General features: G+C 30.2%; 19 protein-coding genes, 6 tRNA genes and 5 pseudogenes. 19 read left to right on the top strand and 11 right to left on the bottom strand.

Annotated features, from left to right (window positions below; translation table 11 throughout):
- The first annotated feature begins 424 nt into the window (after positions 1 to 424).
- From JJC03_RS18450 to JJC03_RS00160, 5 genes and pseudogenes are all read left to right on the top strand, one after another.
- Positions 425 to 685 (top strand): hypothetical protein, encoded by a 261-nt coding sequence (locus JJC03_RS18450; protein ID WP_309597700.1) that lies wholly within the window; start codon positions 425 to 427, stop codon positions 683 to 685.
- A gap of 102 nt (positions 686 to 787) precedes the next feature.
- A pseudogene (locus JJC03_RS00145) lies at positions 788 to 2,709 on the top strand (BatA domain-containing protein).
- Positions 2,706 to 3,962, top strand: a complete 1,257-nt coding sequence (locus tag JJC03_RS00150) for a dihydroorotase (RefSeq protein ID WP_088400215.1) — start codon at positions 2,706 to 2,708, stop codon at positions 3,960 to 3,962. Before JJC03_RS00145 ends, JJC03_RS00150 begins: the two are co-directional and overlap by 4 nt.
- Positions 3,962 to 4,297: a hypothetical protein gene (locus tag JJC03_RS00155; protein ID WP_088400199.1), complete on the top strand. Its 336-nt coding sequence runs from the start codon at positions 3,962 to 3,964 to the stop codon at positions 4,295 to 4,297. Before JJC03_RS00150 ends, JJC03_RS00155 begins: the two co-directional genes overlap by 1 nt.
- Positions 4,297 to 4,947 (top strand): alpha/beta hydrolase, encoded by a 651-nt coding sequence (locus JJC03_RS00160; RefSeq protein ID WP_235873767.1) that lies wholly within the window; start codon positions 4,297 to 4,299, stop codon positions 4,945 to 4,947. Before JJC03_RS00155 ends, JJC03_RS00160 begins: the two co-directional genes overlap by 1 nt.
- 61 nt (positions 4,948 to 5,008) lie before the next feature.
- Here the strand turns inward: JJC03_RS00160 and JJC03_RS00165 are convergent, their stop codons facing one another.
- Positions 5,009 to 5,941, bottom strand: a complete 933-nt coding sequence (locus JJC03_RS00165; protein WP_123867188.1) for an FKBP-type peptidyl-prolyl cis-trans isomerase — start codon at positions 5,939 to 5,941, stop codon at positions 5,009 to 5,011.
- Positions 5,942 to 6,017: 76 nt separating this feature from the next.
- Here JJC03_RS00165 and JJC03_RS00170 point away from each other — a divergent pair, with 76 nt between their 5' ends.
- From JJC03_RS00170 to JJC03_RS00180, 3 genes are read left to right on the top strand one after another with little or no spacing between them, the layout of a single operon-like run.
- Positions 6,018 to 6,413, top strand: coding sequence for an RNA-binding S4 domain-containing protein (locus tag JJC03_RS00170; protein ID WP_088400205.1), 396 nt, complete (start codon positions 6,018 to 6,020; stop codon positions 6,411 to 6,413).
- Positions 6,400 to 6,981 (top strand): class I SAM-dependent methyltransferase, encoded by a 582-nt coding sequence (locus JJC03_RS00175; protein WP_088445346.1) that lies wholly within the window; start codon positions 6,400 to 6,402, stop codon positions 6,979 to 6,981. Before JJC03_RS00170 ends, JJC03_RS00175 begins: the two co-directional genes overlap by 14 nt.
- 8 nt (positions 6,982 to 6,989) lie before the next feature.
- Positions 6,990 to 7,487, top strand: a complete 498-nt coding sequence (locus JJC03_RS00180; RefSeq protein ID WP_088400209.1) for a phosphoribosyltransferase domain-containing protein — start codon at positions 6,990 to 6,992, stop codon at positions 7,485 to 7,487.
- On the opposite strand, the gene JJC03_RS18455 is transcribed toward JJC03_RS00180, so the two are convergent.
- Positions 7,475 to 7,765, bottom strand: a complete 291-nt coding sequence (locus JJC03_RS18455) for a shikimate kinase (RefSeq protein ID WP_309597701.1) — start codon at positions 7,763 to 7,765, stop codon at positions 7,475 to 7,477. The genes JJC03_RS00180 and JJC03_RS18455 overlap by 13 nt on opposite strands.
- A 2-nt stretch (positions 7,766 to 7,767) precedes the next feature.
- Positions 7,768 to 7,995: a shikimate kinase gene (locus tag JJC03_RS18460; RefSeq protein ID WP_309597702.1), complete on the bottom strand. Its 228-nt coding sequence runs from the start codon at positions 7,993 to 7,995 to the stop codon at positions 7,768 to 7,770.
- Between the two features lie 125 nt (positions 7,996 to 8,120).
- Between JJC03_RS18460 and JJC03_RS00190 the strand changes: the two genes are divergently transcribed.
- The 6 genes from JJC03_RS00190 (at position 8,121) to JJC03_RS00215 (ending at position 8,707) form a co-directional block, all read left to right on the top strand.
- A tRNA-Lys gene (locus JJC03_RS00190) sits at positions 8,121 to 8,193 on the top strand.
- Between the two features lie 30 nt (positions 8,194 to 8,223).
- Positions 8,224 to 8,297 (top strand) — tRNA-Lys (locus tag JJC03_RS00195).
- A gap of 20 nt (positions 8,298 to 8,317) precedes the next feature.
- Positions 8,318 to 8,390, top strand: a tRNA-Lys gene (locus JJC03_RS00200).
- Positions 8,391 to 8,428: 38 nt separating this feature from the next.
- A tRNA-Leu gene (locus JJC03_RS00205) sits at positions 8,429 to 8,513 on the top strand.
- Positions 8,514 to 8,541: 28 nt separating this feature from the next.
- A tRNA-Lys gene (locus JJC03_RS00210) sits at positions 8,542 to 8,614 on the top strand.
- 20 nt (positions 8,615 to 8,634) lie between these two features.
- Positions 8,635 to 8,707: transfer RNA gene (locus JJC03_RS00215), tRNA-Lys, on the top strand.
- A gap of 654 nt (positions 8,708 to 9,361) precedes the next feature.
- Here JJC03_RS00215 and recQ read toward each other — a convergent pair.
- Positions 9,362 to 11,557 (bottom strand): annotated as a pseudogene (recQ, locus tag JJC03_RS00220) (DNA helicase RecQ).
- Between the two features lie 236 nt (positions 11,558 to 11,793).
- On the opposite strand from recQ, the pseudogene JJC03_RS00225 reads away from it, so the two are divergent.
- The 5 genes and pseudogenes from JJC03_RS00225 (at position 11,794) to JJC03_RS00245 (ending at position 16,177) form a co-directional block, all read left to right on the top strand.
- Positions 11,794 to 12,760, top strand: a pseudogene (locus JJC03_RS00225) (KpsF/GutQ family sugar-phosphate isomerase).
- A pseudogene (tatC, locus tag JJC03_RS00230) lies at positions 12,761 to 13,577 on the top strand (twin-arginine translocase subunit TatC).
- Positions 13,570 to 13,931, top strand: a pseudogene (locus JJC03_RS00235) (carboxymuconolactone decarboxylase family protein). The pseudogenes tatC and JJC03_RS00235 overlap by 8 nt, the downstream one beginning before the upstream one ends.
- 95 nt (positions 13,932 to 14,026) lie before the next feature.
- Positions 14,027 to 14,767: an LPS export ABC transporter ATP-binding protein gene (gene lptB / locus JJC03_RS00240; protein ID WP_088399169.1), complete on the top strand. Its 741-nt coding sequence runs from the start codon at positions 14,027 to 14,029 to the stop codon at positions 14,765 to 14,767.
- Positions 14,768 to 14,974: 207 nt separating this feature from the next.
- Positions 14,975 to 16,177 carry an IS256 family transposase gene (locus JJC03_RS00245; protein WP_235873768.1) on the top strand — a complete coding sequence of 401 codons (1,203 nt, stop codon included), beginning with the start codon at positions 14,975 to 14,977 and terminating at the stop codon, positions 16,175 to 16,177.
- A 711-nt stretch (positions 16,178 to 16,888) separates the two neighbouring features.
- On the opposite strand, the gene JJC03_RS00250 is transcribed toward JJC03_RS00245, so the two are convergent.
- The 7 genes from JJC03_RS00250 to JJC03_RS17040 form a co-directional block, all read right to left on the bottom strand.
- Positions 16,889 to 17,785 carry an FAD:protein FMN transferase gene (locus tag JJC03_RS00250; protein WP_374226239.1) on the bottom strand — a complete coding sequence of 299 codons (897 nt, stop codon included), beginning with the start codon at positions 17,783 to 17,785 and terminating at the stop codon, positions 16,889 to 16,891.
- 80 nt (positions 17,786 to 17,865) lie between these two features.
- Entirely contained in the window at positions 17,866 to 19,521 is a 1,656-nt protein-coding gene (locus JJC03_RS00255; RefSeq protein WP_235873769.1) for an NADPH cytochrome P450 oxidoreductase family protein, read from the bottom strand.
- Positions 19,522 to 19,529: 8 nt separating this feature from the next.
- On the bottom strand, positions 19,530 to 20,063 hold the full coding sequence (locus tag JJC03_RS00260) for a PepSY-associated TM helix domain-containing protein (protein WP_235873770.1): 534 nt from the start codon (positions 20,061 to 20,063) through the stop codon (positions 19,530 to 19,532).
- 7 nt (positions 20,064 to 20,070) lie between these two features.
- On the bottom strand, positions 20,071 to 20,547 hold the full coding sequence (locus tag JJC03_RS00265; protein WP_088399161.1) for a DUF2271 domain-containing protein: 477 nt from the start codon (positions 20,545 to 20,547) through the stop codon (positions 20,071 to 20,073).
- Between the two features lie 3 nt (positions 20,548 to 20,550).
- Complete coding sequence (locus JJC03_RS17030) at positions 20,551 to 20,802, bottom strand: hypothetical protein (protein ID WP_258932031.1); 252 nt, start codon at positions 20,800 to 20,802, stop codon at positions 20,551 to 20,553.
- A gap of 5 nt (positions 20,803 to 20,807) precedes the next feature.
- On the bottom strand, positions 20,808 to 21,176 hold the full coding sequence (locus tag JJC03_RS17035; protein ID WP_258932032.1) for an ankyrin repeat domain-containing protein: 369 nt from the start codon (positions 21,174 to 21,176) through the stop codon (positions 20,808 to 20,810).
- Positions 21,177 to 21,187: 11 nt separating this feature from the next.
- The gene (locus JJC03_RS17040) at positions 21,188 to 22,027 is read right to left on the bottom strand and encodes an ankyrin repeat domain-containing protein (RefSeq protein WP_258932033.1); all 840 of its coding nucleotides are present in this window, start codon (positions 22,025 to 22,027) and stop codon (positions 21,188 to 21,190) included.
- Positions 22,028 to 22,109: the final 82 nt, after the last annotated feature.

Raw genomic sequence — 22,109 nt, forward strand, 5'->3', positions numbered from 1 at the left:
TGCAGAAGCATCATTAATCCCTATAATAAAACTGAATATAATTATAAAAAAACGATACATCTTCTGACCATTTGATTTTTAAAGGAAGGAAATTAATCAAAAATAGTTTATTTTTGACAATTAAAACTGTTTTAAATTAATTTTAATGAATTAACCCCAAATGTACCAACAACTATCTAAATTCGCGCAAAAATTTATAAAACCTCATATTTTCTTAAAATATGGTTTTAATTTATCTCCTATGTACAGACGAAGCACAGCTCGAATAACCCATATTTCAAATGATTTAAAAAATATATATGTAAAAATTCCTCATAATTACAAAAACAAAAATTATGTTGGCTCTATTTTTGGGGGTAGCCTTTTTCTGCCGTTGATCCTATTCCTATGACTCAATTAATGTACCTTTTAGAAGACAATTATATTGTATGGGATAAAACAGCTTTTATCCGTTTCAAAAAAACCTGCAAGAGAAAACGTTTATGCTACTTTTCATTTTAGTAATGAAGAGATAAATGAAATTATTGAAAAGGTAAAAACAGATAAAGAAATAGAACATACTAAAGTAACACATATCACGAATAAAACAGGAGAAATCATATTTTGTGAAATTACAAAAACTATCTATATAGCAGAGAAAGAATTTTATAAAGAAAAATTAAAGAAAAGGGCTTTTTCTTCTTAAATTTTAATGTGTATTTAATAATTATTTTAATAAATCTATTAACATCCTAATCTATTCTAAGATTCAATCTAAAAATGTATCTTTGACAAACTCAAAATATAAATGCAATTTAAACATCCTGAAATCCTATATTGTCTTTTTTTACTGATCATTCCAGTAATTGTGCATTTATTTCAATTACGCAAGTTTAAAAAGAATACTTCACAAATGTTCGTTTTCTAAAAGAATTAATTATTCAAACACGCAAAAGTTCAAAAATCAAAAAATTTTTATTACTAGCTACAAGACTTTTACTAATAACTAGTTTGGTCATTGCATTTGCTCAACCTTTTTTTAAAGCATTAGACCAAACAGGTAAAAATAATGAGCTTGTTATACTATTAGACAATTCTTTTAGTATGCAAGCAAAAGGTACAAAAGGAGAATTACTAAAACGAACCGTACAAGATTTATTAAAAAACGTGCCTGAGGAAATGAACTTTTCTTTGTTAACAAATGATACTGATTTTTGGAACACTAATATAAAAGCAATTGCTAAAGATCTTCAGAATCTAAATTACAGTCCAGTTCCTTTTTCACTTGAACATAGTTTGGCTAAATCTAAATCACACAATAATAACACAGGGAAAGATATTTTAATTATCACAGATGCTTTTGGTTTAAAAACAAAATCTTTAGCAAAATTACCTGCAAATAACAAAACTTATTTTTTAATACCTGAAGCTGAAAAAACAACAAATGCAGCTATTGACAGTGTTTTCATAAATCAAACATTTGATAATTTCTATGAAATTGGGGCATTAGTTTCTTCTAACTTTCAAGAAGCAAAATCAATTCCTGTTTCACTATATAACCAAAATACTTTAATTGCCAAGGCCATTATGCCTCTAAATAAAAATAAACAAACCTTATTATTTACAATCCCAAAAGAAACATTTAACGGTTACATTTCATTAAATGACAATAGTTTAACTTTTGACAACACATTTTACTTTAACTTTTCAAAACCTAAAACTATAAAAGTTCTCAGTATAGGAGATAGTCAAAAATCTAATTTTCTTACTCGAATTTACACACAACCTGAATTTGTTTTTTCAAATATTGCGGTAAGTCAATTAGATTATCGAAATATAGAAAATCAAGACTGTATTATTTTAAATGAATTAGACCACATCCCTTTGGCTATGCCCACTAACATGAAAAAGTTCGTAGAAAAAGGAGGAAGTTTAGTCATTATACCATCTGAAAAAATAGAATCTTCTAATTTAAATGCTTTTTTAAAAAATTTTACAACCATTGAATTTGGCAATTTACAAAAGCGAGAAAAGAAAATCAGCAAAATCGACTTTTCAAATCCTTTATATGCTGATGTATTTGAAAAAAGAACAAATAATTTTCAATATCCAAGTGTAAAACAATCTTTTGAGATAAAAAATAGTACATCTCAAGCGCTTACATATGAAGATCAATCTTCTTTCTTAAACACATTATATAAAAATACAGGTGTCTTATATATTTTCTCTGCTCCTTTAAATAAAGAAAATACTAATTTTCAAAATGCCCCTTTAATTGTTCCTACTTTTTACAAAATGGGTGTTTCTACTAGTAAAAATGGAATACAATATCAAACCATTGGACAAAATAAACCCAGTATAATAGATGTACTACTAAACAAAGATAAAGTCGTTTCTATTACAAACAAAGAAGAAAATTTTATTCCTATCCAACAAATTTTAGATAATAAACTAAAATTTAGTTGTGGCGATAATCCTAAAAAAGCAGGTAATTATCAAATTACCCAAAATCAAAAAGCTCTTTATCCTATTAGTTTTAACTACGATCGTAAAGAAAGTCAGTTAACAACTCCCCCTAATAAAAACAATATAAATACTATCAATAGCTTAAATAATTTTTTTGAAACTCTTCAGATTGAACGTACTGACCAACAAATCTGGAAATGGTTTCTTATTTTAGCCTTATTATTTTTGATCATCGAATTGCTCATTCAAAAATTTGTAAAATGAACTTAATTATCCGTAACGCTCGAATTATTGAAAAAAATCACCCTCTAAACAAAGAAATTACTGATATTCAAATTAGTAATGGAAAAATAGAAAAGATAGGAAAAAACCTCCCTATTCCGAATGATTATGAAGAAATTACGTTCCCTGACTTACATATTTCAAAAGGCTGGATAGATACAAGTGTTTCTTTAGGAGAGCCTGGCTTTGAAGATCGAGAAACAATTAGCAATGGATTACGAGTAGCTAGTAAATCAGGTTTTACTGCTATTTTACTACAACCTAATTCTGCTCCTATTTTAGATAATCAAGCCCAAATCTATTTTGTAAAAGAAAAAGCAAGTCAGAGTGCTACAAATATATACCCCATTGGAGCACTTACTAAAAACAGCAACGGAAATGACTTGGCAGAACTTGTAGACATGAAAAATACAGGAGCTATTGCTTTTGGTGATTACAATAAAAATTTAGACAATGCTAACATCCTAAAAATAGCCCTTCAATACACACAAGATTTTGATGGAAAAGTTATTACCTATTCTATGGATAGTAACATAAAAGGAAAAGGAATTGTAAACGAAGGTATAATCTCTACCCAACTAGGTTTAAAAGGAATTCCTTCTCTAGCAGAAGAATTAATTATAGCTCGTAATTTATATATTTTAGAATATACAGGAGGAAAACTCCATATACCAACCCTTTCAACAGCTTATTCTGTCGAATTGATAAGACAAGCAAAAACGAAAGGGTTACAAGTAAGTTGCAGTGTATCTGTTCATCATTTAATATTAAATGACGAAATACTAACAAGTTTTGATTCTAATTACCGAGTAACACCTCCTATACGAACAGAAAAAGATCGTAAAGCCCTTATTGAAGGTATTCTAGACAATACTATTGATTGCATTACAAGTGATCACAACCCTATAGATATTGAAAACAAAAACTTAGAGTTTGACTTAGCTAAAAATGGAACAATAGGATTAGAAAGCTGCTACAGTGCTTTAGAAACCATTTTTCCAACGGAAGTGATAGTAGAAAAATTAACATCGGGGCGAAAAGTTTTTAAAATAGAAGAATCAAGCATAAAAGAAGGAGAAATAGCCAATCTAACACTTTTCAGTCCTAATAAAAACTGGATTTTCCTAAAAGAAAATATTCTATCTAAATCTAAAAACTCCGCCTTTATAAACCAGCCTATGAAAGGAAAAGTAATTGGAATTATTAACAACAACCAATTTATTAAAAACGAATAATGAATACAGACTCAAACGATATTAAAAAAGGAAAAAATACAGCTATAATAAGTTATATACTAATAGTTGGACCGCTTATTGGATTATCAATGAATAGCGGAGAAGATAAAACTCAATTTGGTTCTTTTCATGTAAGACAAGGCTTAGGCTTAACAGTCACTTTTATAGCATTAGGACTGATGCTATCAAATTTTAGTATTCCAATGGCAACAATAAGTATGTGGGTTTTCATCTCGTTATTAAGCTTTTATGGTTTATACACTGCAAGCAAAGGAGAATCTCGCCCATTACCTTTATTAGGAACTTTATTTCAAAAAATTTTTAAAACTATCTAATGAACCTATCTTTATACCATCTCGTTAAGGAACCCAAAGTTAAAAAAAACAAAAACCCTTTGCTCTTACTATTACATGGATATGGAAGCAATGAAGAAGATTTATTTTCATTTGCTTCTGAACTTCCAGATCACTATTACGTAATATCTGCTCGTGCTCCTTATCATTTAATGCCTAATGCTTATGCCTGGTATGCTATTAATTTTGATGCAGATGAAAACAAGTTTTCAGATTTAGATCAAGCTCGTAGTTCAAGAGAATTAATAAGTAACTTTATTGATGAATTAATAGCCAATTACCCTATAGATTCTAATAAGGTAACACTAATTGGTTTTAGTCAAGGATGTATTTTAAGTTATGCTACTGCGTTATCATACCCTAACAAAATCCAGCGAATAGTTGGCATAAGTGGTTATTTTAATCAAGAAATTGCAATAGAAGATTATGATCAGAATATCTTTAACAATTTACAAATATTTGCTTCACATGGTAATGTAGACCAAGTTGTTCCTGTAGAATGGGCACGCAAAGCACAACCTATACTAAACAATTTGGGAATTAAAAATGTTTACAAAGAATACCCTGTAGGTCATGGAGTATCACCTCAGAATTTTTATGATTTCAAAAATTGGCTATTAGAAACTGAATAAAAATAAAAAAGAGGCTATCCATTTTTCTTAGGAAGCCTCTTTTTATTCTAATGATAGCTTATTATTTTCTTCTTCTATCTTCTTTATCTAAATGGTTTGGAATACCATTATGATTATCATCTCCTATTGCTTCATCCTTTGTAAATATCCCATCATTATCATCATCACGATCTAGATAGTTAGGGTATCCATCTCCATCTGTGTCTAACTTCAAATTAATCCAAGGAGCATTTAAATTTAACATATCAAAACTGTATTCTTCCTGAAGAGTAGTAAAACCATCAAAATCATGATCTTTTCTTTTCATTGAAATTAACTTAACATTAAAAATTAAAGGAGAATAAGCAGGTATATTAGCCTGTGAATTAGCATAGTATCCTAACCCTGATGGTAAAAACAATACTGCAGCTCCAAAATCTTTAAAACTTTGAACGTTAGTAACAGGATCAACAGTAATAGTTCCTGGAGTCATTAAGGATAGCATTCTTGTCCAACCTACTATTACCTTATCTAAATCTAAACGAACTGGATTTTGCGCCTGATCAAATGATTGGTATTTATTAAAAGAGATTTTTTCTTGATCAAAACCTGTTTTTTCATTTAACAACATACCTTGGTAGGTTACTAAAACAGAATCTACAGGACAAGGTGTTCTTGCTAGTTCAGGCTTTAATTCTTCACCTCCATTATGATTGATATAGTACACTTTAAAATCATAATCATTGTAACGTACAATTTTAAATTTAGGAGCGTACTGATCTTTTATAGAAGCTAAATTTGCTTTAGAACCTGTTCTCTTTACAAATTCAATGTTTTTATCCGCATCTACATCCATGTGATAATCTTCAAAAAACTTTTCGATTGTTAGAATTTCTCCTGGTATCTGTTCTGAATATGGCTTAGGAGGTGTTAAACTTGGCGTATCACTCTTATTACAAGACACCAGAGAAGTGACAAATAACACAACTCCTATCAATCTATTAATTTTACTCATTCTTTTCTAAAATTTGCACGCAAGATACAATTTTGAATTATTTTTGTATACTAATTTAACTAAGATTTTTGATTTTATGCGTATTGATAAATATTTATGGTGTGTACGATATTACAAAACTCGCAACATGGTAACCGAAGCCTGTAAAAAAAACCAAATAACAGTAAATGGAATTACAGCTAAGCCTTCTAAAGAAGTTTTTCCTGGAGACAAAGTTACTTTTAGAAAAGACCAGATTACCTATAGCATTCAAGTTTTAGATATCCCTGCAAACCGAGTAGGCGCAAAACTAGTAGACATATACAGAAGAGATGAAACACCAGAAGAAGCATTTGCTCATCTAGAAATGCTTAAACTTTCTAAAGCTCATTATAGAAAATATGGAGAAGGTAGACCTACCAAAAAAGATCGTCGTGATCTAGACGAATTTGAGTTAGATTTTGAAAATGAATTTGAAGATGAATCTGAATAATAATTATTGGGAAAATCGATATCTAAAAAATGAAATAGGTTGGGATGTTGGCTCCATTACTCAACCTCTAAAATCTTATATTGATCAATTAAAAAATAAAGATCTTAAAATTCTAATTCCCGGAGGAGGAAACTCATATGAATTTGAGTATTTAATTCAGAAAGGTTTTAAAAACACTCATGTTCTTGATTATGCCCAAACACCTATTAAAAACATCAAAAAAAGGCTACCTAAAGTACCCAATCATCAAATTATATGTGAGGATTTTTTCTCACATAAAGATCATTACGACCTAATTATAGAACAAACTTTTTTTTGTGCACTTTCTCCTTCTTTGCGAAAAGAATACGTATTAAAAATGAATTCTTTATTAATTCCACAAGGCAAAATAGCAGGTTTATTATTTGAGTTTCCTTTAACAAGCGAAAGCCCTCCTTTTGGTGGTTCAAAAGAAGAATATCAAACTTTATTTTCACCTCATTTCAATATAAAAACATTAGAAACGGCTTACAATTCAATTAAACCAAGACAAGGTAAAGAACTCTTTTTTATATTTACAAAAAAATAACAATACAAATGGACACAAATATTATTCTTAATAATAAAGAAATAGAATTTAAAATCAAACGTATTGCATATCAGATATACGAAACTTTTATTGAGGAAGAAGAAATAATTATTGCAGGTATACAAGGAAATGGAAGTATATTAGCTCAAAAATTAGTGGGTATTCTAAAAGAAATCACACCTTTATCTATTCAATTTTGTGAAGTAAGAATAGACAAAAAAAATCCTAGCTCTCCTATACAAACAAGTTTACTAAAAGAACAATATAGTAATAAAGGACTTGTACTAGTAGACGATGTACTTAATACAGGAACCACCCTTATATATGGAGTAAAGCATTTTTTAGAAGTTCCTCTTCAGAAATTTAAAACAGCTGTACTTGTAGATCGCAACCATAAAAAATACCCTATAAAAGCTGATTTTAAAGGAATTTCTCTATCAACTTCTATCTTAGAACATGTTCATGTGGTATTTGAGAACAACAATCAATATGCTTATTTAGAATAAAGAGCAATCAATTCTTTACAAACCTCTTCTAAATTCTTATTATCGACAGAAATTATTTTTTTACAGCTATTGTAATAATAGTTTCTGTCGAATAAGTGTTTTGCCACAAACTCTTTCATTTCTTCTTTATTCAAGTTTGCTATCAAAGGTCTTTTATCCGCTTCTTTAACTAAACGAGTAACCAGCAAATCAATTGAAGCTTTTAAATAAACAGATAACACATCTTCTTGTTGTAATAATAGATGATTTCCTGCATAACAAGGAGTACCTCCTCCCAAGCTTAAAACAAAAGATTCTTTTTGAGTAATTGTTTTTTAAAAACCGTATGTTCTAACTTACGAAAATAAATTTCCCCATCAGTTTCAAAAATTTCTTTTATAGTTTTCCCTGTTTCTTTAACTATCAGATCATCTAAATCTACAAATTCTAACGATAACCTATCAGCTAAAATTTTCCCAATACTTGATTTACCTGACCCCATATAACCAACTAGCACAATTTTACCCATACAAAACAATTTAAAAATCAATTACTTACAAAAAATAACAAAGAAAAACAGAAATAAACCCCTCTTTTCTTTGAAAAATCAAAAATAAGGTAATATATTTGCACCCGCAAACAAGAAATATTTTTGACTCCGTAGCTCAGTTGGTAGAGCACATCACTTTTAATGATGGGGTCCTGGGTTCGAGCCCCAGCGGGGTCACTAAACAAAAAACAATATTTCTTTAAGCATGACTCCGTAGCTCAGTTGGTAGAGCACATCACTTTTAATGATGGGGTCCTGGGTTCTGAGCCCCAGCGGGGTCACTACATATTGATAAAAAATTGACTCCGTAGCTCAGTTGGTAGAGCACATCACTTTTAATGATGGGGTCCTGGGTCTGAGCCCCAGCGGGGTCACTAAAGCCAAACCTCAGTTTGGCTTTTTCATTCTCAATGGCCATGTGGAGGAATTGGTAGACTCGCCATCTTGAGGGGGTGGTGTCGCAAGACGTATGGGTTCGAGTCCCATCATGGTCACCACAAAATTAAATTAAAAATTAAAAAAATTGACTCCGTAGCTCAGTTGGTAGAGCACATCACTTTTAATGATGGGGTCCTGGGTTCGAGCCCCAGCGGGGTCACTACATATTGATAAAAAATTGACTCCGTAGCTCAGTTGGTAGAGCACATCACTTTTAATGATGGGGTCCTGGGTTCGAGCCCCAGCGGGGTCACTTAAAGAGGTTATTCAAAATGAGTAACCTCTTTTTATTTCTATTTCATCAAAATAAGTTCTGAGAAATAAATATTCACAAACAACATCATCTATACTAAACAATAAAACGTATTATCCTTCCTTCACAACAGATACTTATCACAAGAAAATTAGAACTACAATAAAACTAACGATACAAAAAAAAGAAAACACAATCGAAGTTTTAAAAACAACCATTACAACAAAAAAGCCACTAAAACTTGATACATTGTTCAAACAGAGCTTTACAACATTTCTTATTGATTTATCAAAATATATTAAAAGGAAAGACATTAACGCATAAACAACAAATGACCATAAGGACAGCCAAAAACACTTTTAAAGAGAAGACAAACAGAGTTTTTAAAAATGATTTTCTCATTTATAAATTAAACCAAGAAATAAATGATTAAACATTACAATACAAAAGGCTAAATATTAGTTTTGACTGAAAACAAGAAAATCATTTCATTTCTTCAAATTAACCCATGCCAAAATTTATTAAATGATTCTTAAACTAATAAAAAAAAACTTTTTAAACACCCCACAACTAAATCTAAATCAAACCCTATAACAATAAAAAAAGCGGAATAGACCTACTCTATTCCGCTTTATAAATATTATTTTTCACTACTTAATTTGCTACCTCACTAATAAACTTAATTCGCATAAGTCGTAATTCTTCTGTATCATAATCTCCATCAAATTCATCTAAAGCGTCTTGAATTTTATCTGATTCAGAATCCATAAAATAATCATGAATTTCTTCTTGTTGATCCTCATCTAATATATCATCAATCCAATAGCTGATATTTAATTTAGTACCCGAATAAACAATCTGCTCCATTTCTTTTAACAAAGCATCCATATCTAAACCTTTGGCTTTAGCAATATCATCTAAGGGGAGTTTTCTATCTATATTTTGAATAATATAGAGCTTCAATCCTGAGTTAGCCCCGGTAGATTTAACAACTAGATCGTCTGGTCTTATAATTTCATTTTCCTCTACATATTTAGCAATAAGATCCACAAATGCTTTTCCATATTTTTTTGCTTTTCCTTCACCTACACCTTGAATATTACTTAATTCAGTAATAGTTACAGGGTATTTCAAAGCCATATCTTCTAATGAAAATTCCTGAAAAACAACATATGGGGGAACTCCTTCTTTTTACCTACTTTTTTACGTAAATCAACTAACATAGCCATTAAGACCTCATCCGCTGTACCTGAAGATTTAGCAGCAGTAACTATTGCATCATCTTCACTTTCATGAAATTCATGATCTTCTGTCATCATAAAAGATACTGGCGTTTTTAGATACTCATAGGCTTTATCAGTCATCTTTAAAACACCATAAGTCTCAATATCTTTACGAATATAACCATCAACCATCACTTGTCGAATCAATGCCATCCAATATTTCTCATCCTGATCTTTTCCTTTTCCAAAAAATGGCTGAGCATCCGTTTTGTGAGCTTTAATAACTGCATTTACTTTACCTATTAAAGCTAAAATTATTTCTTTTGCTTTATAAATTTCTTTTGTATCGCGAATAGTTTCTAATAATTTAACAACGTTCTCTTGGGCTTCTGATTTCTTTTTAGGATTACGCATATTATCATCCATATCTCCTCCATCCCCTGTTTCATTATCAAATGTTTCACCAAAATAATGCAGTAAAAACTTACGACGAGACATAGATGTTTCTGCATAAGAAACAACCTCTTGTAATAAAGCAAAACCTACTTCTTGCTCTGCTACAGGTTTACCTGCCATAAATTTTTCTAATTTTTCAACATCTTTATAGGAATAATAAGCTAAGCAATGACCTTCTCCTCCATCTCTTCCAGCCCTTCCCGTTTCTTGATAATAACTTTCTAAAGATTTAGGTATATCATGATGAATAACAAAGCGCACATCTGGCTTATCAATCCCCATACCAAAGGCAATAGTAGCCACAACTACATCTACCTCTTCCATCAAGAACATATCTTGGTGTTTCGCCCTCGTTTTAGCATCAAGTCCTGCATGATATGGAACAGCTGAAATACCATTAACTTTTAACACTTCAGCAATATCCTCGACTTTTTTTTCTAGAAAGGCAATAAATAACTCCTGATTTCCCTTTATGTTGTTTTATAAAACGAATAATATCCGCTTCTACATTTTTAGTTTTTGTTCGTACTTCGTAAAACAAGTTAGGACGATTAAACGATGCTTTAAAGACATTAGCATCCGACATTTCTAAATTTTTAAGAATATCTTCTTGTACTTTAGGGGTAGCTGTAGCTGTTAACCCAATAATAGGTATTTCACCTAAAGCTCTAATTATGTTTCTTAAATTTCTATATTCAGGTCTAAAATCATGTCCCCATTCTGAAATACAATGAGCTTCATCAATAGCCACAAAAGAAATCTTGTGTTCTTTTAAAAATTCAATATACTCATCTTTAGTTAAAGATTCAGGTGCTACATATAACAATTTGGTCAAACCAGATGCTATATCTTTCTTAACTTGATTAATTTCTGTTTTATTTAATGAAGAATTAAGAACGTGCGCAATGGCATCCCCTGAGCCTAAGCTCCTGAGGGCATCTACCTGATTTTTCATTAATGCAATCAGAGGTGAAACAACTATAGCCACACCATCTTGGATTAGCGCAGGTAACTGATAACATAATGACTTTCCGCCACCTGTAGGCATAATAACAAAAGTATTTTCTCCAGATACGATACTCCTCACTACTTGTTCTTGTAATCCTTTAAACTGGCTAAATCCAAAATACTTCTTTAACTCTTTGTGTAAATCAATTGGGTCAGAACTCATTCTTCAACTATTTTCTATTGATAAATTTACGAAACGATGAAAACCAAACAGCTTTTATACTATCCCCAACTAGTAAAAAAAAATGTGTTTGTATATTTTTGGGAAATTTTAAACAAAATTAATAAAATTTCAATCAAATAAAAAATCCTTTCAACTAGGTATTTTTATAAATTTGCACTTACATAAAGATACAAATTTCTTTACCATTGTACAAATTTTTAAAAGAGACCCTTGTTTTGACTACCAAAGACACCATTCTTTCGACTGCTAAAGCCTCATTATTAGAACAAAGTGAAGCTATAGCAAACCTAGTAAACTATCTAACCGATGATTTTGCTGAAGCAGTAGAACTTATATATAATGCAAAAGGCAGACTAATTGTTACAGGTATTGGAAAAAGTGCTATCATTGCTCAAAAAATGGTTGCCACATTTAACTCTACAGGAACACCTTCTATGTTTTTACATGCCTCTGAAGCCATACATGGTGATTTAGGTATGGTACAAGATGGCGATGTTATCATTTGTATATCAAAAAGCGGAAATAGTCCTGAAATAAAAGTATTAGTTCCTTTACTAAAACGTTTTGGGAACCAATTAATAGGAATGACGGCTAACCTTCATTCTTTTTAGGTAAAGAATCTGATCTCGTGTTACACGCTTATGTAAGTAAAGAATCTTGCCCTAATAATTTAGCTCCAACTAATAGTACTACGGCTCAACTAGTACTAGGAGATGCTTTAGCTATTTGTCTAATGCAAAAAGAGATTTTAAGAGTGAAGATTTTGCTAAATATCATCCTGGTGGAGCATTGGGTAAAAAGCTTTTGCTGCGAGTTAGTGATTTATTAGACCGAACACATAAACCTTTTGTTCATCCTGACTCACCTATAAAAGATGTAATTGTTGAAATATCAGAAAAAAGACTTGGTGTAACAGCCGTAATAGAAGGCAACAAACAGCTAATAGGAATTATTACAGATGGAGATATCCGACGAATGTTAAACACAACTGAAACTATCTCTGGGTTAAAAGCAAAAGATATTATGACTCAAACCCCAAAAACAATTGCTTTAGATGCCATGGTAATAGATGCTTTCCATACAATGGAAGACTTTTCAATCACTCAACTAGTAGTTGAAGAAAAAGGGAATTACGTGGGTATATTACATATACATGATATTTTAAAAGAAGGGATTATATAAATGGCGAAGAAAAATTTATCAGAAATGTCTTTTTTAGACCATTTAGAAGAACTTAGATGGTTACTTATAAGAAGTACTATTGCAATTGTCATATTAGCAATCGTAGTTTTCTTTTTGCTGATTTCATATTTGATCAAATCATTTTTGGTCCTACTCGAGTAGAGTTTGTAACGTATCGCTTTTTTTGTGATGCTTCACACTTTCTTGGTTTTGCTGATACAATTTGTATTGAAGAGCTTCCTTTTACCATTCAAAACACAAGTATGGAAGGACAAGTTAATGTTTTCATATGGATGTGTATTACGGCTGGCTTTATACTTGGTTTTCCTTATATAATATGGGAATTATGGCGTTTTATTAGCCCTGCTCTATATGATAATGAAAAAAATATGCTAAGCTATTTATTATTTCAGCTTCTATCTTATTTTTTACAGGTGTTTTATTTGGCTACTACGTAATTGTTCCTATGTCAGTAAACTTTTTAGCTTCTTTTTCTATAAGCAACGTAGTAAAAAATGATATTGATCTTGACTCTTATATTGGAATGGTCAAAACATCTGTATTAGCTGGTGGAATATTCTTTGAAATGCCAATTATCATCTATCTACTAACTAAATTAGGATTAATTAAACCTAGTTTTTTACAAAATACGCGAAAATACGCTATTGTAATCGTATTAATTATAGCTGCTATTGTTACTCCTCCTGATGTTGTCAGTCAAGTAACAGTGGCTGTACCTATGCTTTTAATTTATGAAATGAGTATACTTATTTCTAGAATTGTATATAAGAACCAACTAAAAGAACAAAATGGCTGATTTAGTAAAAGATTTTAATGACTACCGTTCTAAAATGAACGAAAAATATTAGGTGATGACAACAAGGTCATCAAACGAATTTTTAATCTAGATACAAATACGTATACAGAAGGAGCTCTTGATGTTAAGACAAAGGAATTAATGGGACTCGTTGCATCTGCTGTTTTACGCTGTGATGATTGTATTAAATACCACTTGGAAACCTGTTACAATTTAGGAATTAACAAAGCAGAAATGATGGAAGCTATGAGTGTTGCAACACTTGTTGGAGGAACCATTGTAATTCCGCATTTAAGAAGAGCATATGAGTTCTGGGAAGCCTTAGAAGCAAGCAACAACAACAGACAAGAGTAGTAATTTCAGACTGGTTAAAATAAAGTTAGAAAAAGCCTTTAAGTAATAGTATTTACTAAATTACATTCACAATTAAAATCTCATAATTCAAAAGAATGATATTAAGAGCAGACAACTTAGTTAAAACATATAAAAAAAGATCCGTAGTAAAAGGAATATCCGTTGAAGTAAATCAAGGTGAAATTGTCGGCCTTTTAGGTCCAAATGGTGCAGGTAAAACCACTTCTTTCTACATGATTGTAGGTCTTGTAAAACCTAATTCAGGCAATATTTACTTAGACGATATGAATATTACTGATTTTCCAATGTATAAAAGAGCTCAAAATGGGATTGGTTATCTTGCTCAAGAGGCCTCAGTATTTAGAAAAATGAGTATCGAAGATAACATTATGAGTGTTTTACAATTAACGAATCTAACTAAAGACGAGCAAGAAGAAAAAATGGAGGCTCTTATAGAAGAGTTTTCTTTGAATCATATTCGTACTAATCGCGGCGATTTACTTTCAGGAGGAGAACGTCGTAGAACGGAAATTGCAAGATGCTTAGCAACAGATCCTAAATTTATTTTATTAGATGAACCCTTTGCTGGTGTTGACCCAGTAGCTGTAGAAGATATTCAACGCATTGTCGCCAAATTAAAAAACAAAAATATTGGCATTTTGATAACAGACCATAACGTACAAGAAACATTAGCCATTACAGACAAAACCTACTTAATGTTTGAAGGAGGTATTCTAAAAGCGGGTGTACCTGAAGAATTAGTAGAGGATGAAATGGTACGTAGGGTATACCTAGGACAAAATTTTGAGTTAAGAAGAAAAAAATTAGAATTTTAATTTTTCACAATTCTAGAGAAAGAGATTGTCCAAAAAGTAAAAATCAACACGTTACTTCTAACTCCTGCCAAAGGAGGAGTCTTAATCAAATTAGGCAGTATAACACAAACTGTGTAAGTTAAAAAGTTATTCTGAAAAATTAGCTCGCTTAAAAGAGCTAAAATTTTTCGGAAATAACTTTTTAACGTTTTATATATTTACATAGTTATGATAGACAAAGAAGACTTATTAAACAACAAGGATTTTTTTAAATCCTTTAAAAATGGAGAAGATTTATCTTCCTTTTTTAAGCAAATGCATAAACGAGCAGTAGAACACATGCTCAATGCCGAACTAGATGCTCACTTAGATACCGAAAAACATCAAAAAACCTCTGACGGCAATTATCGTAATGGTCATGGAACCAAGAAGATTAAGACTTCCTTTGGAGAAGATCAAATTAAAGTCCCAAGAGATAGAGAAGGTAGTTTTGAACCTGTTTTAGTCCCTAAAAGACATAATATTATTGATGGTTTAGAGAATGTTATCATTTCATTTTATGCTAAAGGAATGAGTGTTAGTGATATTGAAGAGCAAATCAAAGAAATGTATAATTTTGACATTTCAACTTCTACCATTTCAAGAATTACTAATGCAGTAGCAAGTGAGATAGTAACCTGGCAAAACAGACCATTAGATGAAGTTTACTTAATTGTTTGGATGGATGGAATTGTTTTCAAAGTTCGTGAAAACTCAAAAGTAATCAATAAAACTATCTATTTAGCAGTAGGACTTAATCATGAAGGACGAAAAGAAGTTCTTGGTATGTGGTTAGGTAAGAATGAAAGTTCAAGCTTCTGGATGAGTGTTTTAACCGATTTAAAAGCCCGCGGAGTGGAAGATATTTTAATAACGGCTACCGATAATTTAAACGGATTTACTCAAACCATACGTTCTGTTTTTCCTGAATCACAAACACAGATTTGTGTGGTTCACCAAATAAGAAATACTTGTAGATATGTCGTATGGAAAGATAAAAAGCAATTTACAACCGACATGAAACTAGTCTATACAGCACCAACAAAACAAGCCGCCGAGTTAGCTCTAGAAGATTTTGCTCAAAAATGGGAATCTAAATATGGATATGCTATCAAATCTTGGAGGGAAAATTGGGACGAATTAACCATCTTTTTTGACTTCCCGTTAGAAATCCGCAAAATTATTTATACCACAAATTTAATTGAAAATCTTAATGGGAAAATTCGCAAGTACACCAAAAACAAAATGTCGTTTCCAACAGATGAGGCGGTAATAAAATCGGTTTACCTTGCCTTAAAAGAAGCAACTAAAAAATGGTCGATGCCAATACAAAATTGGGGTATTGTTTTAAACCAATTTAATCTTATATTTGAAAAAAGGCTCAGATTATAAAATCCAAGCCTAAACTTTTTAACTTACACACTTTGTAGGATAGTGTCCAAAATTATGTAATTTGCTTCGCCTATTCAGCCCCCTTGGGTTGCAATGACAAGTGGTACGTTGATTTTTACTTTTTGGATACTGTGTATTTTTATCATTTTCTATATTATAAAAGGATAATAAAACTGCTAACAGCTGACTTATCAACTAGATTTTTTTATAACCACAAATTAAATAAGTAAACTTCTCAAAAGTACTACCCAATTAATTAGATAAAGTACATTATCTCTGTATTTAAAATCACCTTTTTTAGGCAAATACCCTTAATTTAGTTTTTTTACTTCCCTTATAACAAGCATTATTTGAAGCTACATAATTTATTAAAAACTTTTAAATTCTGTAGTAAAAAATACTACTACAGGTATATTTTTATAAGTACACACTAGATTTGCATCCATATCAACAGCACATTCTAGGATAAAATCATTAAATTGATCCAGTAGTATGTTATGATTCTTATAATGACTTATGCATCTGTAATATTTTTAGGATGTCTTATCATACAAGCTCCTTTTATTCATTATCTTTTTATTTCTGTAGCTCCGTTGTCTTGAATTTCCTTCTTTTAGAGATCAATAGCATCATTGTTGCACTAATAGTTAGAAATTTTAAATTTGCTCATGACTTTTAAAAAATTAATTTATGATCAAAAATCAATAGTATCTAGCTTTTTATTTTCTTAAAATTTTTAGATCTAAAAACCTTTCCTTTATCAGTAACTAAAACACATGAATAATCAGGATAGTCAGCTAACAACTTCATTCCTTCTGTAATGCCTAAAACCATGATAGATGTACTAAATCCATTAGCAACTTCTGCACTTGGACCAAAAACAGTAGCACTACAAATTCCTTGACTTGGGTACCCTGTTTTAGGATTGATAATATGTGCATAACGTTTACCACCTATTTCGGCATATTTTTCATAATTCCCTGAAGTGGTTACAGCATAACGTCCTAGCTTTACTATCTCTACAAACTCTTCTTTATCAAAAGGGTTTGTTATTCCAATAGTCCATAGTTTACCATTTACTTGTTTTCCCCAAGTACTCAAATCACCTGACGCATTGATAATCCCTCCTATAACTCCTTTTGATTCTAACATCATACGTGCTCGATCTGCTGCATAACCTTTACCTATAGAGCCAAAACCTATTTTCATTCCTTTTTCTTTTAAAAAGATAGTAGAAGCTAAAGTATCAATAACTATATTTTTATAATTTACTTTTTCTATTGATTTTTTTATGGTTATTTCTGTTGGCATAACTGTCATACTACCATCAAATTTCCAAATTTTATCCATTGCAACTATACTTATATCAAAAGCGCCTTTTGTAATTTCAGAAAAAAACAAGGCTGATTTTGTAAGTTGAATTACTTCTGTATCTACTTTTACAGGCTGCACTCCTGCATACTGATTTATTTTTGAAACTTGAGTTTCAGGACGCCATTCTGAAATTAAATTTTCTATCCGATCAATTTCTACTATAGCTTCATCTATTCTTCTTTCTGCTAATATACTATCCTTTTCTACTATTGTTATATCAAATCGGCTTCCCATAAGGGTAACAGCTCGATGTCTTTGAACTTGTGTCTGTACAGTCAATGAAACAAAAAAAAATAAAAAAACAACTCTATTCATCAATAACAATCAGTTAAAATTTGTCCTTTAGATTTATAAAAATTCAAATCGTCTGCTGTCTGTTTTATAATATAATTTTCTAACAGTTCTTCTATATCTTTCAACATAGCTATTGAACCGCAAATCATCAGAACATTTCCTTCTTGTAATAACTTTAATATAAATTCTAAATCTTGGTTTACTAAATCAGTTACATGATAACGATTTCCTGTTCTAGAGAAAGCAAATCTAAATTGCTCTAATTTTCCTTGCTTTTTATATCCTTCTGCTTGATCTTGTAGTTTTTTAACAAATGTACTTTCTTCTCTAAAACCTGCATATAAATACAAAGAATGTTTAGTAACAGATTCTGCTATCATTCCCATAAAAGGTGCTATTCCTGTACCATTAGCAATCATTATAACTTTTTTGTCTTGAGGCAAATAAAATTTAGGATTCCGTAGAATTATTCCTCTTAAAACTTGTCCTTCTTTTAATTGATATAAAAATCCAGATCCCAATCCATTAGAATGTAACTTAACCATTAATTGGATTGTATCATCTATTTTCCCTATAGAATACAATCGTTCTTTTGAAGATAATTCTGGATAAATAGCTAACAGATCACCTGATTGATATTTATTTTTTTTTAGAGGTGAAAGAATTAATATAAAATTAGAACAGTTATTTTCTACTTCTGTTTTGGCAATTACTTTGAATAAAATACCTTCTTCTTCTTTATTTAAATAACTATTTTCTAGGGTACTTAAATGATTGTTACTAACAGCGTTCCAACTTGATATCCATTGTAACCAATTAACCATTGACTGCTGATCAATTGTATGCAGATCTAGTAGTGTTTGATTCCAGGTTTGTTTTTTTAATAATTGTTCTACTTTTTTAGCATATCCACAAAAATTAACATATTGACTAGAGCCAAAACCTACTACAGCTGTTTTTATCATAGTTAATTGTTTGTATTTTAAAAGTAGTTCTTCAAAATGATAAGCATTTGACGGGGCATTACCATCGCCATATGTAGAAGTAAAAACTAAAATAGTATGTGCACTGGGAAATACTTGGTATTGGTTAATAGATGTAATAAAAGACTTTATCCCTTGTTTTAAAAATTGACGGTGAACTGTAGTAGCAAATCGCATAGTATTTCCATTTTCAGATCCAACCAAAATGATTAATTCACTATCTACTAAAGGATATTTATTTACTTCTTTATATCGCAAACGTTTATAGGATATAATGAAACCAGACGTAATAAAGAATAAAATACTCATTACGGTTGCTAATAATATGAGTGACCAAAGAATAGTCCCTCTACCTGTATGTAAATCTAAACTAAGTTTTTCTAATCTAATCCATTTAGATATTTCTACTTCACTAAGAATACTTCCATCCCATTGATTAACTAAAATTTCTCGATCATTTAATTTTAAAGTAAAATGTTCTTCTACTTCATCTGTAAATGGAAATTCTATTTTTTGTACATCGGATAATAAAAGAGTTTTAAAAATTGGGAAATCTTTAATTTGTCTTTCTGAAATTGGCTTCTTTGAAATAATACTTTTATGATTTATAACTGTCTTTTTTTCAAATACATTAAGATTATAAATCGTTAAAAAAGTTCCTGTTAATGCTATAATCCAAATAGGAATAATCATCCAACGACTTAATAGTACATGAAGGTAAGAATACCAATGATCTTTTTTAATCTTTTTATAAATCCTTTAAAACCATTTTGACGTTTTAGCAGCAAAATTATTCCTGTACAGGTTATAATAAATAAGAGGAAAGCATTAATACCTAAAATAATTCTTCCTGTTTGATGTAAAAAAAGTGATCTATGTAAAGATGTTATCCATTTTATCCATTCTGATTGTTTCTTTAGGTTTCCTATTATTTTACCTGTATTTGGATTTATATAGGCATTAACTTCATTAGCTTGATCATCTAACCCTTTTACTATTACAGTATGACTTGGAGTAACGGTTAATTCATTTACTTCTATAAATTCTTTTTTTACTAAATCTATTACATGATCTAAATGAATGTTTTTAAAATTAGAAGCTTTATAGGATGATGGTATTTCTTGACTTATAGAGTCAATAGCTAAAATAGCTCCTGTAACTGAAGCTATAACTAAAAACACAGCAGTAATAATAGCTAAAGTAAAATGAGCCCAACGCCAAATAGATAAGGTCATGGCTAAACTAAATTTTATTTAACTTAACAAAACGAATATATCCTTTTCCTTCTACTTTGTTTAATAAGGCTTCTGTAGTTAATGGAAATTCTAGGTCTGTAACATGGTATTTTTGATTTTCTACTGCTGATTCAAAACGAATTTTATAGCCAGAGTTTAGCTTGGCATCCTCTATTTCTAAGATAGTTACACTTCTATCTCCTCCTGCTATAGAGGCTCCTGTTTTAGCGTCTACTTTAGTTCTTTTATTATAAAATTTATACCATTCTTTTATCTCTTTATACCATTTTTTATCATCTCCCATAACATACAAGGTCTTTTCATACTGTCCTTTTGGGTTTATTAACGAAACTACTACATAAGCTCCTTCTCCGACATAGTTTGTCATTTGTAACATACATTTGTATTTAGAGCTTTGTGCTGTTGTATTATTAAAAAATAATGAAAAGATAATTAGTGTAAGATATTTTGTGTAATTGCTCATACTTTATTTTAAAAAATCTAAATTTATTTGTTTTTTCGTTAGTATTTCATTCTCTTGTGCTAAAGAATAAACGGTTTCGTCTAAATCAGTTTTTATTTTTTTATCTGCGCCTAAAGTAAGTAAATAGTTTATTATTTTTTCATCTTTAGCTACCATAACTGCTTTATGTAAAACTGTTAATCCTTCTTCATTTTTAGCATTTATTTCTATTCCTAAGCCTTCTATTTTTTTTAGATATTCTAAATCATTTTTCACTACTGCTAAATGATATAAGGTATTTCCTTTTTTTGATGTTTTTTTAAATCAACTCCTTTTTCTTTTAACCATTTTAATTTTTCTACAAAATCATCATTCCCATTTCTAGGAGCTCTATAATTTTGAACTAAATGATATGCTAAACCTTGTCCTTCATTATCCAGCAAATCAATAGAAGCTCCATTATAAACCAATGCATTCATAATTTCTACTGAACTTGACTTAATAGCTTGTATTAATGCAGATTCTCCCTTAACATTTACTTTATTAACATTAATTCTTTTTTCTAATAGAAAATTAACAGTTATTAAATCACGACCTCCAACGACTTTATGTAAAATAGTATTTCCTTCTTTATCTATAGCTTCTAACAAAGCTCCTTTATTTAAAATATATTGAATAACAGGTAATTGATTTTCTTTTTAGCTATTAAATGTAAAATAGTTTCTCCATTTGAAGTCGTAATTGTAGGTTGTAACTTAAGGTCTTCTATAAGATATTGAAAAACTTCTAACGAATTAGCTGTACGTCTAGTCGCTTCAGCTGCTATTAATAAAGCATTAGGGGTAAATTTACTTCCTTTTTCAATAAGCTTCTTTAAATTGATAAGATTACCGGTTCTAGCAGCATAATCAAAAACTGTTTTGCCCAAAGCATCTTGATCTTTTACACTTAGCCCTTTAGTTTCTAAAAATTGTGTAATTGATAAATCTTTATCATGAGGAACTGCTAACATTAATAAGGTTACTTTATCTTTATATACTTTTTTAGGATCTAAACCTGCTTTAAAAAAAACTTCGAATAATTCAGTTTTAACAGTACCTATACCTAATGCGTAAACTAAAGGAGTAGCTTCATGAGAGTCTTGTTGATGGATATTAGCTCCTTTCTTTATAAGGTAGTCTACTAATTCTATATTTCCTTTAGCTGCTGCCCAATGTAAATAAGTTCTTTCATCATGAGTCAATTTATTAACCTCATTTCCTTTTTGTTCTAGTAAATAATAAATTATTTGATTTGAAACACTATTATTTATAGCAAGTGTCACAGGATCAAAAGCGGAAGGATTTAACTCTGAAGGGTTATTCCCTTTTGCTATTTCATTTTGAACGGATGTTAGATCTGGGGCTTTCTTCCAAAAACTTACTTCTAATAATGTGTTTTTTTGTTGAGCAAATGATATTATATTAAACATCATTATCCCTATTAAATAGACTCTATTCATTTATTTTCTTAACGTTTTAACACTTATAATTTATTAATGCAATTTTTACACAATATGAATTAAAATATATAAAGGCAAAAGT

Origin of the sequence: Flavobacterium oreochromis, assembly GCF_019565455.1 — a bacterium.
GTDB lineage: Bacteria > Bacteroidota > Bacteroidia > Flavobacteriales > Flavobacteriaceae > Flavobacterium > Flavobacterium oreochromis.